This is a genomic window from Micromonospora sp. NPDC005707, assembly GCF_040631005.1.
GTDB lineage: Bacteria > Actinomycetota > Actinomycetes > Mycobacteriales > Micromonosporaceae > Micromonospora.
In genome coordinates this window covers 93,325-107,867 of the sequence record NZ_JBEXYR010000013.1, presented here as the reverse complement: position 1 = coordinate 107,867, position 14,543 = coordinate 93,325, and the positions used below count along the sequence as shown (strand labels likewise).

The window sequence follows — 14,543 nt, the reverse complement described above, 5'->3', positions numbered from 1 at the left end:
TTCCAGGGGCGGGTGTCGGCCTCCGCCTCGCTGGTCATTCTGGTCGCGCCGGCGCCGCCGTCCATCGGCGCAACGGATGCTTCCGCACGCCGGACGGCGGCCCCGGAACCGGGGTGCCGGCCGGTTCCGGGGCCGGTCGTGGGCGGGGCGGGCCGGTCGGCCGGCGGATGGTCGAGAACGGACACACCGCCACTGCTAGCAGACCCGGGCAAGCCCGCCGGTCAGATGGCGGTGGCCTGGACGACCTTCCACTCGCCGTGCACCGGGACCAGGGTGAGCACGACCCGGTTCTGGTCCACCTTCTCCCCCGCCGTGGTCACGTTGCGCCGGTACTGGTTGAGGTAGAGCAGCAGCTCCACCCGGTCCGGACCGGGGTCGACCACGCCGGTGGCGGACACCTCGGCGAGCACCACGGCCTGCTGTTTCGTGGCGGTCGCCTTGAGTGCCGTGGTGGTCTGCGCGTACTCGTCGGCGAACGCGCCGGTGGCGAAGGTGCGGCCGTTGGCGACGCTGTCGTCGAAGGTGCGGTAGTCGTACGAGAAGAGGGCCTTGGCGGCGGCCGGCGCGGTGGCCAGGGCCTGGCGTACGGCCTGGTCGCGCTGGCCGGCGCGGCGGTCGGCGGTCCAGCCGGCCACCGCCACGGCGGCGGCCAGCAGCAGCGCGACGACGAGCAGCGGCACGGGCCGCAGCCGCAGCCGCAGCCGGGGTCGACGCAGGACGGTCGGTAGGCGCATCGGTCTTCTCCTGTCGGTCATCCGACGAACTGGAGCCTGGTCACGAGCCAGTCCCCCGAGTCCCGGTCCCGGACCAGGTCGAGCTGGACCCGGTAGTGCGACGGCCGCCCGTCGGGCGCCTTCACGTTGCGGACGGTGGCGTCGACCGCCACCAGCACCACGGCGCGCCGCCGGTCGCCGGAGACGATCCCGGCGCGCAGCACGGTGCCCTGCGACTGGACCTTGTTCTCCACGACGGCGGCGCGGACCTGGGCCTGGCCGCGGGTGAACTCGTCCTTGAAGTCGCCGGTGGCGCCGGCGGTGATCCGGCTCAGGTCCCGGTCGACGCTGGCCGCGCTGACCGAGACGAAGTTGACCGCGGCCTGCCGGGCGGCGGCCACGGCCTCCCGGCGGGCCTGGTCGGTGGCCCGGTCGACGTACCAGCGGTGGCCCTGTACGCCGGCGCCGGCCAGGGCGGCGGCCAGCAGCAACACGAGCAGCGCGGTGAGCGCCCGACGCCGCCGGGGCGGGGCGGTGCCGGCCGGCTCGGCGTCGGCGTCCGGCTCGGCGGGCTCCGGATCGGGCTCGGGCAGGTCCTCGACCTCGGCCGGGTCGCCGACGACGGTGAGGTCCCCGGCCTCGGTGGGGTCCTCGACCGGCTCCCGGTCGAGTCGTTCCAGCACCCGTTCGATCGGCTCGGCGGGTGCGGGGACCGCGCGGTTGACCAGGCGGCGGCGCGGTGTGGCCGGGCCGGCCTTCGCGCCCTTGATGACCTTCAACGTGGTGTTCCTGCGGCTGGGCACCGCCACCTCCTCGGGTACGCCGGTCACGGGGTCACCCCGGCGAGCAACAGCTGTTTCCAGGACTGGGCCCCGGCGGTGCGGTACTGGCCGCCGGTGCCGCCGAACTGCAGGGGGCGGCCGTCGGCGCCGAGCACCAGGCCGGTCGCCGGGTCGTACCCGGGGTCGCCGCCCTGCTCGGCCTGGGGCGGGGGTGCGGGGTCGGCGCCGCCGGGCCGGGGCGCGTTCCCGGCGCCGCGCACGCTCGCCCCGGCGGCCCGCTCGCCGGAGTCGCAGCCGGTGGCGCCGCCGGAGTAGACGCAGGACGGCGGGTTGCCCACGTTGACCACCAGGCCGAGGTGGGCGGTGCCGTCGCCCGGGGTGACGGTGTACCCGCCGGCCACGGCGATCGGGTACACGACGAGCAGTTGCTCGATGCCGGGCAGCCGCCGGGCGGCGATCCCGTTGACGGTGACCAGGTTGCCGAGCAGCACGCCGACGTCGGGTTCCAGGCCGCGCAGCAGCGCCCGCAGCTCGACCCCGGCGGGCGGCCCGCCGGCCAGCAGCCGGCGCAGGTCCGGGTCGGCGGAGCGGAGCGTGGCGGCGAGCTGCGCCAGCCCGGCCGACCAGCGGCGCAGCGCCTCGGTGGACTCGGCCTGGGTGGTCAGCACCGTGCGCGCGTCGCGGATCAGCGCGAGGGTCTCGGGCAGCCGCTGGTCCGCCTCGGCGAGCAGGGCGTCCCCGGCGTCGAGGATGCGGGCCAGGGCCTGCTCGTTGCCCTCGAACGCGGTGCCCAGCTCGGTGACGAGCACGGTCAGGTCGTCCGGGTCGACCGAGCGGACCAGCGCGTCCAGGTTGGTCAGCAGGGTCTCCGGGGCCAGCGGCAGCCCGGTCCGGTCGGCCGGGATCACCGCCCCGTCGGCGAGGTACGGCCCGCCGTCGCGCTCGGGACGCAGGTCGAGGTACTGCTCGCCGACGGCGGAGCGCTGGGCGACCACGGCGCGCAGCGCGTCGGGGACCCGGACGCCCCGGTCGAGGCGCAGGTCGGCGCGGACCCCGTCGCCGTGCAGGTCGACCGCGGTGACCCGGCCGACGGGCACGCCGCGGTAGGTGACCGGGGCGTTGGCGAACAGCCCGCCGGCGCGGGTCAGGTCGACGTGGACGACGTAGCCGGTGTGGAACAGCCGCTCGCCGAGGCCGACGTAGCGGACGCCGACGTAGCCGACGCCGAGGATGCTCACCAGCACGAAGGCGAGCACCTGGAGCTTCACGGTGCGTCCGATCACGGGATCAGCCCTCCCCCGAGCACGTCGGTCAGGTCGCCGATCTGTCCGGTGACGGCGCCGGTCAGCGGGAGCACGCACTGGGCGGTGAGCACGGTGCCGTCGGGCAGTTCGGTGCCGACGGGGAGCGCCGTGCCCCGCGGCACGAGGCCCTTGGGCAGCAGCAGGCCACCCAGCGGCACGGTGGAGCCGGGCTTGAGCAGCTTGCAGCCCTCCGGCAGGCCGCACTCCTTCGGCGGGGTGAAGATGGCCGGGAAGTTCTTCAGGTCCGGCAGGCACTTGAGCAGCGGCAGGTCGGGCAGGCCGGGCAGGATGCCGCCGCCGGGCTTGGTGCCGGGCCGGCTCGGGCCGCCGCTGGCGGGCGGTCGGGGCGCGGTCGGGGTCGCCGGCCGGGTGGTCCGCGGCGCCGGGGCGGGCGCGGCGGCCACCAGGTTGGCCAGGATGCTGGCGGCGTCCAGGTCGGCCGTGATGGACAGGTTCACGAAGTCGCCGACGATCGCGCCGGTGACGTTCGGCGGGAACGGGAACGTGAGCATGAAGTCCAGTGACTTCGGCAGGTCGTCGCCGGCCCGGGCGAGCTGCTCCAGGATCGGTTGCAGGGCGGTCACGGCGGCCACCGTGTCCGCCCGGCTGCGCTGCACCACCCGCGTGCCGACGGTGCCGAGCCGGCCCAGCGCGGTGAGCGCCTTGGTGAGCTGGGCGCGTTGCCGGGCCAGCACGGTCAGGCCCGGGGCCAGGGAGTCCAGCGCGTCGCCGACGACCTGGCGTTGCCGGGCCAGCCGGCCGCTGAGCCGGTCGAGGGCGTCGATGGCGCGGACGATGTCGGCCTTCTGCCGGTCCAGCCCGCCGAGGAAGGTGTCGAGCTGGGTGAGGGTGTCGCGCAGCGCCGGCTCGCGCCCGGCGAGGGCCCGGTTCAGCTCGGCGTTGATGGTGCGCAGCTGGGCCAGGCCGCCGCCGTTGAGCAGCAGGCCCAGGGCGGCGAGGACCTCCTCGACCTCGGCGCCGCGGGTGGTGCGGGACAGCGGGATGAGGTCGCCGTCGGCCAGGTCGCCGCGGGCCGGTTCGGCCGGCGGCGGGGCCACCGCCACGTACTTCTCGCCGAGCAGGCTGCTCTGGCGGACGGCGGCGGTGGCGTTGGCCGGCAGCCGTACCGCCCGGTCGATGCGCAGCCGGACCCGGGCGTGCCAGCCGTCCAGGGAGATCTTCTCGACGCTGCCGACGGTGACGTCGTCGACCTTGACGGCGGCCCGGGGCACCAGGTCCAGCACGTCGCCGAACTCCGCGGTGACCGTGTAGCCGGGCCCGGCCGGCCGCCCGCCGGGCAGCGGCAGGTCGGCCACCTCGGGCAGGCCGCAGCCCGCGGGTAGCAGGGCCACGGCCAGCGCGCCGGCCAGCAACCGGGCCGCGACCCCCGCGCCGGTCGGCCGGGCGGTCACGCCGGGCCCCGCAGGATGCCGCCGAGCGTGGGGTCGCTCGGGATGGAGGAGCCGCCCGGCGCCTCGTCGGCGGTCGGCGCACCGGGGGAGCTGACGGATCCCGGTGAGGACCCGCCTCCCGCCGGGGCGCCGGGCGGCAGCTTGAGCAGCTTGCGCAGCTGATCGGTGAGGGGCAGCCCGCGCTGGCGCAGGGTCTGCGCGAGCTTGGTGCAGATCGCCGGCACCTGGGCGACGGGAAGCTGGTCGACCATGAGCGAACACGCGAAGGTGGCCGGGTCGTACGGGCCGAGCGGGTTGTCCCGGGTGTCCAGGGTGCCGGAGCGGGGGTTGTAGGCGAGGTTGAGGTTGCCGATGGCGAGCGGCGCCACGTCGAGGATCTGGATGACCGCCTGCTGCTGGCGGACCAGGACCCGGGTGATGTCGGTCAGCGCGGTGACGTTCGAGGTCAGGGCGGTCCGGTTCTGTCGGACGAAGGTTGTCACGTCGCCGAGCGCGGCGGCCAGGTTGCGCAGCGCCCGCGCCAGCTCCTCCTTCTCCCCGGCGAGCTGCTCGGCGACGTCGGCGAGTTGCTGCTGGAAGCGGCGTACCTGCTGGTCGCTGCGGGCCAGGGTGGTGGTGAAGCGTTGCAGGTTGACCACCGTGCCGAAGAGGTCGCCGCGCCCGGCGGACAGGGTGGTCAGCGCGCGTGAGGCACCGTCGAGGGTGTCGTGCAGGTCGGCGCCGTTGCCCTCCAGGTTGGCGCGGCCGGTGGCGACCAGGCCGGACAGGGCACCGTCGGCGTTGGCGCCCCGCGGCCCGAGGGCCCGGTTGAACTCGTCGAGCGCGGCGTAGATGTCGTCGATCTCCATGGGCGCGGCGGTCCGGTCGACCGGGATCTGCGCGCCGTCGCCGAGCGCGGCGCCGCCGGTGTACGCCGGGGTGAGCTGCACGTACCGGTCGCTGACCACGCTGGGCGGGACGATCAGCGCCTGCGCGCCGGCCGGCAGCCGCAGTTCCGGGTCGTAGCGCATCTCGACGCGGACCATCCGCCCCTGCGGCACCACCTTCTCGACCTCGCCGACGCGGACGCCGAGGATCCGCACGTCGGAGCCCGCGTAGACGCCGACGGCGCGGGTGAAGTAGGCGACGACCCGCCGGTCGGGTGGTTCGTGGCGCCACACGGCCGCGCCGACGGCGACGGCGGTGAGCAGCACGGTGGCCGCGGCGAGCGGTCGCCGCCAGCGCTGGATCCGACCGGGCATCAGCGACCTCCGGTGGCGGCGGGCAGGTACGGCTGGAGCAGTCCGTCGACGTACGAGTCGAACCAACGCCCGTTGCCGACCACGTTGGCGAACGCCGTGACGAACGGGCCCATCCGGCGGATGGTCTGCTCCAGGTCGTCGCGGTTGCGTTGCAGCACGGCGACCACGTCGCGCAGCTTGCGCAGCGCCGGTTGCAGCTGGGTACGGTTGTCGGCGACCAGCCCGGACAGCTGGGTGGCGAGCTGGTCGGTGCCGACCAGGAGCTGGTGGATGGCGTCCCGCCGCCGGCTGACCTCGGCGAGCAGCTTCTCCCCGTCGGTGACCAGCTTGCGGAACTCCTCGTCCCGTTCGGCGAGCACGCCGGTGACGCCCCGGGCCCGGGACAGCAGGGTGCGCAGCTCGGCGTCGCGGGAGGAGACGGTGCGGGACAGCCGGGACAGCCCGGTCAGCGAGGTGTGCACGCTCGGCGGGGTGTCGGCGAAGGTCTCCGACAGGGTGGCGAACGCCCGGGCGAGCTGGTCGGTGTCGACCTTGTCGAGGGTGTCGGCGAGGCCGGTGACGGCCTGCACCACGTCGAACGGGGCGGCCGTGCGGTCCAGCGGGATCTGCGCGCGCTCGGGCAGCTTCCCCGGGCCGGCCGGGGCGAGCGCCAGGTACTTCTGCCCGAGCACCGTCTTGATCCGGATGGTCGCGCCGGTGTCCCGGCCGAGGCGGACGCCGTCGTCGTCGACCCGGAACCGGACCCGCACGTGCGGCTGCGGGTCGCGGGCGAGTTCCACGGCGGTGACCTGCCCGACCCGTACCCCGGCCACCCGGACCTCGTTGCCGGTGGCCAGGCCGCTGGCGTCGTGGAACGCGGCGGCGTACGACCGGCCGGTGAGCGCGGCGATCCGGTCGAGCTGGAACGCGCCGAGCAGGGCGGCCACCAGCACGGTCAGCCCGATCGCGCCGACGACCACCGGGTTGCGTTCGCGGAACGGCCTCACCGGGCACCTCCGGTGGCGCAGCGGGCGGCGGTGGCGTCGACGCCGGGCACGGTGAGCGGCGCGTGGCCGTCGACGGCGAGCCGGCCGTCGAAGTCGCAGAGGTAGAAGTTGAACCAGGAGCCGTAGGAGGCGACGCGGGTCAGCGACTCGTAGCGCTCCGGCAGCCGGCCCAGGGTGGCGTCGATGACGGCGGAGTTCCGGTTGAGCGTGCCGGCCAGGTCGTCGAGGGCGCGGACGTCGGCGGCGAGCGGCGGCCGGGTCTGGCGCAGCAACCCGGCGGTGGTGTCGGTCAGCTCGCCGAGACTGACCAGCGCCTCACCGATGGCGGTGCGGTCGGCGGAGAGCCCGGAGACGAACTGCTGGAGCTGGACGACGCTCTGGTCCAACTCCCGGTCGTGGCTCGCCAGGGTGCCCAGCACCTCGTTGAGGTTGGTGACCACCCGGCCGATGACCGCGTCCCGGTCGGCCAGGGTGCTGGTCAGCGAGGCGGTGCGCCGCAGCAGGCTGGCCACCGTGCCGCCCTCGCCCTGGAGCACCTGGACGATCTCGTACGCCAGCTTGTTGACCTCGGCGGGGTCGAGCGCGGTGAACAGCGGCCGGAAGCCGTTGAACAGCACGGTCAGGTCCAGCGCCGGCCTGGTCTGGGCGAGCGGGATGAGACCGTCGGGGCGCAGCGGGCGGGGGTCGCCGGGACCCTCGGTCAGGGCCAGGTAGCGCTGGCCGACCAGGTTGCGGTAGCGGATGGCGGCGCGCACGCCGACGGCCACCGGCACCGTCCGGTCGACGGTGAAGGCCACCTCGGCGGTCGTGTCGTCGACCACCCGGATGCCGGCCACCTTGCCCACCCGCACCCCGGCGATGCGCACGTCGTCGCCGGAGAGCAGGCCGGTCACGTCGGTGAACCGGGCCCGGTAGGTGGTGCCGCCGGGCGGGAACGCGCCGAGGGTCTGCGCGAGCAGCCCCGTGGCCAGCAGCGTGACCGCCGCGAACACCAGCAGCTTGACCAGCGCGGGGGTCGTCTTCCCGGTCATCGTGCGGTCACCACCGCTCCGCGCAGCAGCGGGCCCCAGAGCAGCACCGCGATGTCGGGCACCTCGGCGGGTGGCGTCCCGGTGAGCCCGCCGACGAGCGGCTTCACGAGCGCCCGCTCCTCGCCGGTGCCGGCCCGGCCCATCGCCGGGGAGGCCGGCGCCGCGGGCGCCCCGCCGGCCGGCACCCCCACGGGCAGGGGCTTCGGGGTACGGGTGCCGCCGTAGTCGTAGCCGTCGGCGACGGCCACCTCCGGTGCGGGCACCTTCGGGTTCGGCAGGCCCCGGCAGTCGGGGCCGTCGTGGGCGGCGTAGGCGGGCTCGTCGCGGCCCCGCTCGTACGGGCCGCCGTCGCGGGTCACCTCCAGGGTGATGTGCATCCGGCCGCCGTCGAAGACCTCCTCGACGCGCGGTTGCAGGTCGACCAGCCCGTGCACCAGGCACGGGTATTCCGGCGCGTAGGCGGCGAGCAGTTCCAGCACCGGGCGGCTGACCTGGCCGAGCCGGATGAGCTGGTCGCCGTGCCGGTCCAGGAAGCCGCGGGCGGTGTCGGCCGTGTCGGTGGTGTCGGCGAGGAACGCGGCGAGCTGGTCGCGCTGGTCGCCGACGGTGCGGGCGGTGACGGTCACGTCGCGCAGCAGGGCGATCAGGTCGGGCAGCGCCGCGTCGTAGCTGTCCAGCACGGTGGCGAGCTGGCGCAGGTCCTCGGTGAGGGTCGGCAGCTGCGGGTTGAGCTGCCGCAGGTACGCGCCGAGCCGGACCAGGTTCACGCCGAGCCGGTCGCCGCGCCCCTCCAGGGCGGTGGTGATCGCGCCGAGGGTGGTGGCGAGCTGGTCGGGGCGGACGGACTGGAGCAGCGGCAGCGCCTCGTCGAGCACCCGTTCCAGCTCGACGGCCGTGCGGCTGCGGTCCTGGGTGATCACCGCGCCGTCGCGGATCGGCCCGGCGGAGCTGCCCGGTGGCGGGACGAGTTCCACGTACCGCTCGCCGAAGAGGGTCTTGGGCAGCAGCCGGGCGGTCACGTCGGCGGGGATCCGGCCGGTGGTGGCCGGGTCGAGGGCCAGCCCGATCACCGCTCCGTGCCCGTCGCTGCGTACCGAGCGGACGGCGCCGACCACCACGCCGCGTACCTTCACGTCGGCGCCTTTCAGGAGGTGCAGGCCGGCGCGGTCGGCGCGGAGGGTGACCCGGTCGACCGGGGTGAACGCCCCGCGGTACTGGAGCACGGCGGCGGTCAGCGCCGCGGTGAGCAGGGCGACGAAGACGAGGCCGAGCAGACGGTGTCGCATGGTCACCCCGCGATCCGGACGGTGGTGGTGGCGCCCCAGATGGCCAGGGACAGGAAGAAGTCGACGACGTTGACCGCGACGATCGCGGTCCGCACGGCCCGGCCGACGGCGACGCCGACCGCGGCCGGCCCGCCCTTGGCGGTGTAGCCGTACCAGCAGTGCACGAGCACGACGATCACGCTGAACACCAGCACCTTGCCGAAGGACCAGAGCACGTCCTCGGGTGGCAGGAACAGGTGGAAGTAGTAGTCGTAGGTGCCGGCGGACTGTCCGAAGTAGCCGACCGCGATGGTGCGGGTGGCCAGGTAGCTGGCGAGCAGGCCGACCACGTACAGCGGGATGACCGCGATGAAGCCGGCGATCATGCGGGTGGTGACCAGGAACGGCAGCGAGGGCACCCCCATCACCTCCAGCGCGTCGACCTCTTCGGAGATCCGCATGGCGCCGAGCTGGGCGGTGAACCCGCAGCCGACCGTGGCCGACAGCGCCAGCGCGGCGACCAGCGGCGAGATCTCGCGGGTGTTGAAGTACGCCGAGACGAAGCCGGTGAAGGCGCTGCTGCCGATCTGGTCGAGCGCCTGGTAGCCCTGGAGCCCGACCTCGGTGCCGGTGAAGAAGGTGAGGAAGCAGATCACCCCGACGGTGCCGCCGAGCACGGCGAGCGCTCCGGTGCCGAAGCTGACCTCGGCCAGCAGCCGGATCACCTCGCGCCGGTAGCGGCGCAGGGTGCGCGGCGCCCAGGCCAGGGCGCGCAGGTGGAAGGCGAGTTGCCCGCCCAGGTCGTCGAGATACCGCAGGACCGCCACGTCAGCTCCCCTTCTGCGGGACGACCTGGAAGTACACGGCCGTGACCACGAAGTTCAGCGCGAACAGCAACATGAAGGTGATCACCACGCTGCGGTTGACCGCGTCGCCGACGCCCTTCGGCCCGCCCTTCGCGGTCATTCCCTGATGGCTGGCGACCAGCGCGGCGGCGGCACCGAACAGCAGCGCCTTCACCTCGCCGACCACCAGGTCGGGCAGCTGGCCGAGGGCCTGGAAACTGGCCAGGTACGCCCCGGGCGTGCCGCCCTGGAGCACCACGTTGAACGCGTAGCCGCCGGTCACGCCGACCACGCTGACCAGGCCGTTGAGCAGCACCGCCACCAGCATCGAGGCGAGCACCCGGGGCACCACGAGGCGGTGGATCGGGTCGATCCCGAGCACCTGCATGGCGTCCAGCTCCTCGCGGATCTTCCGGGCGCCGAGGTCGGCGCAGATGGCCGAGCCGCCGGCGCCGGCGATGATCAGCGCGGTGACGATCGGGCCGGCCTCACGGACCACGGCGAGCACCGAGGCGGCGCCGGTGAACGACTGCGCGCCGAGCTGGCGGACCAGCGAGCCGAGCTGGAGCGCGATCACCGCGCCGAACGGGATGGAGACCAGCGCGGCGGGCAGGATGGACACCGAGCTGATGAACCAGGCCTGCTGCACGAACTCGCGGACCTGCACCGGCCGGCGGCCCAGCCCGCGCAGGGTGTCCAGGCAGAACGCGAAGAACTCGCCGGTGTTCCGGACGGCGGCGGCAGGGGCGTTCATACCACCACCTCCTCGTTCGGGTCGGCGGCCCAGCGGCCCTCGAACGACCCGGGCGGCGGGGTGACGCCGTGCTCGCGGCACCACTGCCCCGGCGGGCGCTCGGCCCGGCGCGGCCGCCCGTCCGACGGGGGCAGTTGCAGCGGGATCGGCGGCAGCGGCGGGAGTTCCACGCCGGCCTGCGCCTCGGCCGCGAGCTCCTCGGCGTCCTTCTCCTCGGCCATCCCGATCGGGCCGATGCGCTGGGCGTTGAGGAACTGCCGGACCACCGGCTCGGTGCTGGACAGCAGCATCTCGCGCGGCCCGAACATGGCCAGGTGCCCGTGGTAGATCAGGCCGATGTTGTCCGGCACGGTCCGGGCCGTGTTGATGTCGTGGGTGACGATCAGGAAGGTCGCCCCGGTGCGCTGGTTGAGGTCGACGATCAGCTGGTTCAGATAGGCGGTGCGCACCGGGTCCAGCCCGGAGTCCGGCTCGTCGAAGAGGACGATCCGCGGGTCGAGGACGAGCGCCCGGGCCAGCCCGGCCCGCTTGCGCATCCCGCCGGAGATCTCGCCGGGCAGCTTGTGCTCGGCGCCGACCAGGCCGACCATCTCCAGCTTCTCGGTGACCACGGCCCGGATCTCCGACTCGGAGCGGCGGGTGTGCTCGCGCAGCGGGAACGCCACGTTGTCGTAGATGGTCATCGAGCCGAACAGCGCGCCGTCCTGGAACAGCACGCCGAACAGCTTGCGCACCTCGTACAGCTCGCGCTCCGAGAGTCTCGGCAGGTCCCGGCCCTCGATGAGGACGGAGCCCCGGTCGGGCTTCAGCAGACCAACCAGCGTCTTGAGGAACACCGACTTGCCCGTACCCGAGGGTCCCAACAGGACGGAGATCTCCCCGGCGGGCAGGGTCAGGGTGAGGTCCGACCAGACCGGGTGCCCGCCGAAGGACTTGGTCAGTCCGCGTACCGCGACCTCGACGCCCATCGTTCCCCTCCCTTCGTGTCCCACTGGGACATCGGGCGGGGCCGGCCGGACGCAACAACTACTTTCCGTCACCTCTTCGGGACGACCGGCGAGCTATGCAAAACCCCGGAGGTGTCGATAACGTGCCGGAAAACGGCCGGCGATGAGGATGTTCCACGAACGCCATGACGACAGTGATCGAGTCCGAGCTCGTCCGCCGGGCCGCCGCGGGCGACCCGGCGGCTGTCGAGGAGCTGCTCGTCGGCGTACGGCCGGGGCTGGTCCGCTACTGCCGGGCCCGGCTTGGCCGGGTGGGCGGGGCGTACACCACCGCCGACGACGTGGCCCAGGAGGTGTGCGTGGCCGTGCTGCGCGCCCTTCCCCGCTACCGCGAGCAGGGCGTCCCGTTCGCCGCGTTCGTCTACGGCATCGCCGCGCACAAGGTGGCCGACGCCCAGCGCTCCGCCGTCCGCGACGCCGCGGTGAGCCCCACCGACACCCCCGTCGACCGGCCGGACGCCGCGCCCGGTCCTGAACAGCAGGCCGTGGCGAGCGACCTGGCCCGGCGGCTCTCCGCGCTGCTCGACCGGCTGCCCGACGCGCAGCGGGAGATCATCCTGTTGCGGGTCGCCGCGGGGCTGTCCGCGGAGGAGGTCGGCGGCATCGTCGGCATGTCGGCGGCCGCGGTCCGGATGGCCCAGTCCCGGGCGCTGGCCCGGCTCCGTACCCTGGCCGGGGGCTCACTGGACGAGGTGGCGGCATGACCGGGCGGATGCCGGGCGACGGCGACGAGGCGATGGACCTGGGGACCATCGCCCGCGACGACGCGCTGCTCGACGCGCTCGGCCGCGGCGAGGCCGCGCCCGAGGGCGACGCGCTCGCCGGGATGCTCGCCCTCTGGCGGGCCGAGCTCGCCGAGGAGCCGGCCACCGCGGTACGCCCCGGCGCGCCCGCGCCCGCCGAGGAGGTGCCCGCGCGACGGGCGGTCCGCCGCCCCCGCCCCTGGACGCTGCGGCTGGCGGCCGCCGCCGTGGCGCTGCTGGCCCTGGTCTCCGGGCTCGGCATCGGCAGCCGCGACGCCGGACCGGGCAGCCCGCTCTGGTCGCTGACCCGGCTGCTGCACCCGCAGCAGGCCGAAGTGCGCGGCATCGAGGACACCGTGGACCGCGCCCGCGCGGCCCTGGACGCCGGCCGGCTCGACGACGCCGAGGCGCTGGTCGCGCAGGGCCGGCGGGACCTCGCCCGGGTCGAGGACCCGGCGGCCGTCGCCCGGCTGGGCGCCGCGCTCGACGTCCTGGCCAGCGATCTGGCGGCGGCCCGCGCGGCAACGGCGCCGCCGAGCACGGCGCCGGCCGCCACGACCGGCCCGGCCACCCCCGCGCCCACCGCCGTCCCGAGCCCGACCGTCACCGGTACGCCCCGGCCGGCCCCCGCCACCCGGGGCGGCACGCCGAGACCCGGGTCGAGCGGTTCGCCGGCACCGGCCGGCAGTCCGTTGCTGCCGCTGCCCCGGCTGCCGCTGCCGCTGCCGTCGGTGTCGATCTCCGGGCTGCCGCTGCCCGAGCTGCCGCTGCCCACCGGCGGCGGGCTGCTCGACTGAGCGCGTCCGCGCCACGGACCGGCGCTCGGTTACTGTGCTGGCGTGAGCGCAGCGACGACCGTCAACGAGGGACGCCGGGCGCGGATGACCACGAGCCGGCGGCTGAGCGTCATGATGCTCGGGATGACCGTGCTGGTGCTCGCCGGCGGCGGGATCGGCGCGGTGGCGCTGTCCCACACCGCCGCGGTCTCCAACCGGCTGGCCGACACCATCTCCCCGGCCCGCACCGCGGTGAGCCGGCTGGAGAGCGGCCTGCTGGAGCAGGTGGCGGCGGTCCGGGGGTACGTCATCAGCGGCGACCCGGAGCTGCTGCGCCGGTACGAGGAAGGGGTGGCCGCCGAGCGCGCGACCGCGCGGCGGGCCCGCGAACTGCTCGCCGACGAGCCGGACGCGCGCCGTGAGCTGGACGCCGCCCTCGTCCTCGCGGAGCGCTGGCGGGCCGATTACCCGGCCCGGCTGATCGCCGGCCGGCGGGCCGGCGCGGGCGCGGCGGAGCTGGCGCCGGTGGTACGGCAGGGCGGGGTGGCGTTCGACGCCGCGCAGGCAGGGCTGACCGGCCTGGAGGCGCGGCTGGACCGGGAACAGGTGGCCGGCCGGGCCGACCTCGACGGCGCCCGCGCGCTGCGGGACCTTCTCTTCGTGGCGATCCTGGCCACCCTGCTGCTGTCCAGCATCGTCATCTCGGTGCTGGTCCGCACCACGGTGCTGCGCCCGCTGGACCGGCTGGGCGCCTCGGTGCGCCGGGTGGCCGGCGGCGACTTCGAGCACCGCCTCGCCCCGGAGGGGCCGGCCGACATCGCCCGGCTCACCGCCGACGTGGAGACCATGCGGCAGCGGGTGGTCGACGCGCTGCACACCAGCCGCCGGCACCGGGACGCCCTCGAACAGCAGGCCGCCGAGCTGCGCCGGTCCAACGAGGACCTGGAGCAGTTCGCCTACGTGGCCTCGCACGACCTCCAGGAGCCGCTGCGCAAGGTGGCGTCGTTCTGCCAGATGCTGCACCGCCGCTACGCCGGCCAGCTCGACGACCGGGCCCGGCAGTACATCGACTACGCGGTGGACGGGGCGACCCGGATGCAGAACCTCATCAACGACCTGCTGGCGTTCTCCCGGATCGGCCGCGTCTACCGCGACGACCGGGAGGTGGACCTGGCTGCCGTGCTCGCCCAGGCCGAGTCGAACCTCTCCGACCGGATCGCCGAGGCGGGCGCCGAGATCGTGGCGGACCCGCTGCCGGTGGTGCACGGCGACCCGACGCTGCTCACCATGCTCTGGCAGAACCTGCTCGGCAACGCCGTGAAGTTCCGCCGGTCCGACCGGGCACCCCGGATCCGGGTGGCGGTCACCGAGGACGAGGCCGGCTGGGAGCTCGCCGTGGCGGACAACGGCATCGGCATCGACCCCCGCTACGCCGACAAGATCTTCCTGATCTTCCAGCGGCTGCACCCGCGCGGCGCCTACGACGGCACCGGGATCGGCCTGGCCATCTGCAAGAAGATCATCGAGTACCACGGCGGCTCGCTGCGGCTGGACGACGGCTACGCCGAGGGCGCCCGGTTCGTCTTCACCCTGCCGAGGCCGGCCGCCACAGCCGCCGTGCCAGAGCAGGCGGGCGAGCGCGCGGCGGTGGCCCCGGCCTGAGCGCGGGGCCACCGGCGACGGC

At 74.9% G+C, this 14,543-nt stretch carries 14 protein-coding genes; 3 read left to right on the top strand and 11 right to left on the bottom strand.

Annotated features, from left to right (window positions below; all coding sequences use genetic code 11):
• Nucleotides 1-221: 221 nt before the first annotated feature.
• From ABZ452_RS24385 to ABZ452_RS24335, 11 genes are read right to left on the bottom strand one after another with little or no spacing between them, the layout of a single operon-like run.
• Nucleotides 222-734 (bottom strand): hypothetical protein, encoded by a 513-nt coding sequence (locus ABZ452_RS24385; RefSeq protein ID WP_357947060.1) that lies wholly within the window; start codon nt 732-734, stop codon nt 222-224.
• A 17-nt stretch (nt 735-751) separates the two neighbouring features.
• The gene (locus ABZ452_RS24380) at nt 752-1,543 is read right to left on the bottom strand and encodes a hypothetical protein (protein WP_357947057.1); all 792 of its coding nucleotides are present in this window, start codon (nt 1,541-1,543) and stop codon (nt 752-754) included.
• The gene (locus ABZ452_RS24375; RefSeq protein ID WP_357947054.1) at nt 1,540-2,778 is read right to left on the bottom strand and encodes an MlaD family protein; all 1,239 of its coding nucleotides are present in this window, start codon (nt 2,776-2,778) and stop codon (nt 1,540-1,542) included. Before ABZ452_RS24375 ends, ABZ452_RS24380 begins: the two co-directional genes overlap by 4 nt.
• Nucleotides 2,775-4,211, bottom strand: coding sequence for an MCE family protein (locus tag ABZ452_RS24370; protein WP_357947051.1), 1,437 nt, complete (start codon nt 4,209-4,211; stop codon nt 2,775-2,777). Before ABZ452_RS24370 ends, ABZ452_RS24375 begins: the two co-directional genes overlap by 4 nt.
• Entirely contained in the window at nt 4,208-5,452 is a 1,245-nt protein-coding gene (locus ABZ452_RS24365) for an MCE family protein (protein ID WP_357947048.1), read from the bottom strand. Before ABZ452_RS24365 ends, ABZ452_RS24370 begins: the two co-directional genes overlap by 4 nt.
• Entirely contained in the window at nt 5,452-6,438 is a 987-nt protein-coding gene (locus ABZ452_RS24360; protein WP_357947045.1) for an MlaD family protein, read from the bottom strand. The genes ABZ452_RS24365 and ABZ452_RS24360 overlap by 1 nt, the downstream gene beginning before the upstream one ends.
• Nucleotides 6,435-7,469, bottom strand: coding sequence for an MCE family protein (locus tag ABZ452_RS24355; RefSeq protein WP_357947042.1), 1,035 nt, complete (start codon nt 7,467-7,469; stop codon nt 6,435-6,437). Before ABZ452_RS24355 ends, ABZ452_RS24360 begins: the two co-directional genes overlap by 4 nt.
• Nucleotides 7,466-8,755, bottom strand: coding sequence for an MCE family protein (locus ABZ452_RS24350; protein WP_357947304.1), 1,290 nt, complete (start codon nt 8,753-8,755; stop codon nt 7,466-7,468). The genes ABZ452_RS24355 and ABZ452_RS24350 overlap by 4 nt, the downstream gene beginning before the upstream one ends.
• Before the next feature lie 2 nt (nt 8,756-8,757).
• The gene (locus ABZ452_RS24345) at nt 8,758-9,561 is read right to left on the bottom strand and encodes an ABC transporter permease (RefSeq protein WP_357947039.1); all 804 of its coding nucleotides are present in this window, start codon (nt 9,559-9,561) and stop codon (nt 8,758-8,760) included.
• A 1-nt stretch (nt 9,562) separates the two neighbouring features.
• Nucleotides 9,563-10,333, bottom strand: coding sequence for an ABC transporter permease (locus tag ABZ452_RS24340; protein WP_357947037.1), 771 nt, complete (start codon nt 10,331-10,333; stop codon nt 9,563-9,565).
• Nucleotides 10,330-11,301 (bottom strand): ABC transporter ATP-binding protein, encoded by a 972-nt coding sequence (locus ABZ452_RS24335; protein WP_357947035.1) that lies wholly within the window; start codon nt 11,299-11,301, stop codon nt 10,330-10,332. The genes ABZ452_RS24340 and ABZ452_RS24335 overlap by 4 nt, the downstream gene beginning before the upstream one ends.
• Before the next feature lie 164 nt (nt 11,302-11,465).
• Here ABZ452_RS24335 and shbA point away from each other — a divergent pair, with 164 nt between their 5' ends.
• The 3 genes from shbA to ABZ452_RS24320 are packed head-to-tail and all read left to right on the top strand — an operon-like array spanning nt 11,466 to nt 14,521.
• Nucleotides 11,466-12,044, top strand: coding sequence for an RNA polymerase sigma factor ShbA (gene shbA, locus ABZ452_RS24330; RefSeq protein WP_357947033.1), 579 nt, complete (start codon nt 11,466-11,468; stop codon nt 12,042-12,044).
• Entirely contained in the window at nt 12,041-12,880 is an 840-nt protein-coding gene (locus tag ABZ452_RS24325; RefSeq protein WP_357947030.1) for an anti-sigma-D factor RsdA, read from the top strand. The genes shbA and ABZ452_RS24325 overlap by 4 nt, the downstream gene beginning before the upstream one ends.
• A gap of 42 nt (nt 12,881-12,922) precedes the next feature.
• A complete protein-coding gene (locus ABZ452_RS24320; protein WP_357947028.1) occupies nt 12,923-14,521 on the top strand; it encodes an ATP-binding protein in 1,599 nt (532 codons plus the stop codon).
• Nucleotides 14,522-14,543: the final 22 nt, after the last annotated feature.

Coding starts and splice junctions, on each gene's coding strand:
- ABZ452_RS24385 (WP_357947060.1), bottom strand. CDS start 734: ATGCGCCTACCGACCGTCCTGCGTCGACCCCGGCTGCGGCTGCGGCTG.
- ABZ452_RS24365 (WP_357947048.1), bottom strand. CDS start 5,452: ATGCCCGGTCGGATCCAGCGCTGGCGGCGACCGCTCGCCGCGGCCACC.
- ABZ452_RS24355 (WP_357947042.1), bottom strand. CDS start 7,469: ATGACCGGGAAGACGACCCCCGCGCTGGTCAAGCTGCTGGTGTTCGCG.
- ABZ452_RS24350 (WP_357947304.1), bottom strand. CDS start 8,755: ATGCGACACCGTCTGCTCGGCCTCGTCTTCGTCGCCCTGCTCACCGCG.
- ABZ452_RS24340 (WP_357947037.1), bottom strand. CDS start 10,333: ATGAACGCCCCTGCCGCCGCCGTCCGGAACACCGGCGAGTTCTTCGCG.
- ABZ452_RS24335 (WP_357947035.1), bottom strand. CDS start 11,301: ATGGGCGTCGAGGTCGCGGTACGCGGACTGACCAAGTCCTTCGGCGGG.
- shbA (WP_357947033.1), top strand. CDS start 11,466: ATGACGACAGTGATCGAGTCCGAGCTCGTCCGCCGGGCCGCCGCGGGC.
- ABZ452_RS24325 (WP_357947030.1), top strand. CDS start 12,041: ATGACCGGGCGGATGCCGGGCGACGGCGACGAGGCGATGGACCTGGGG.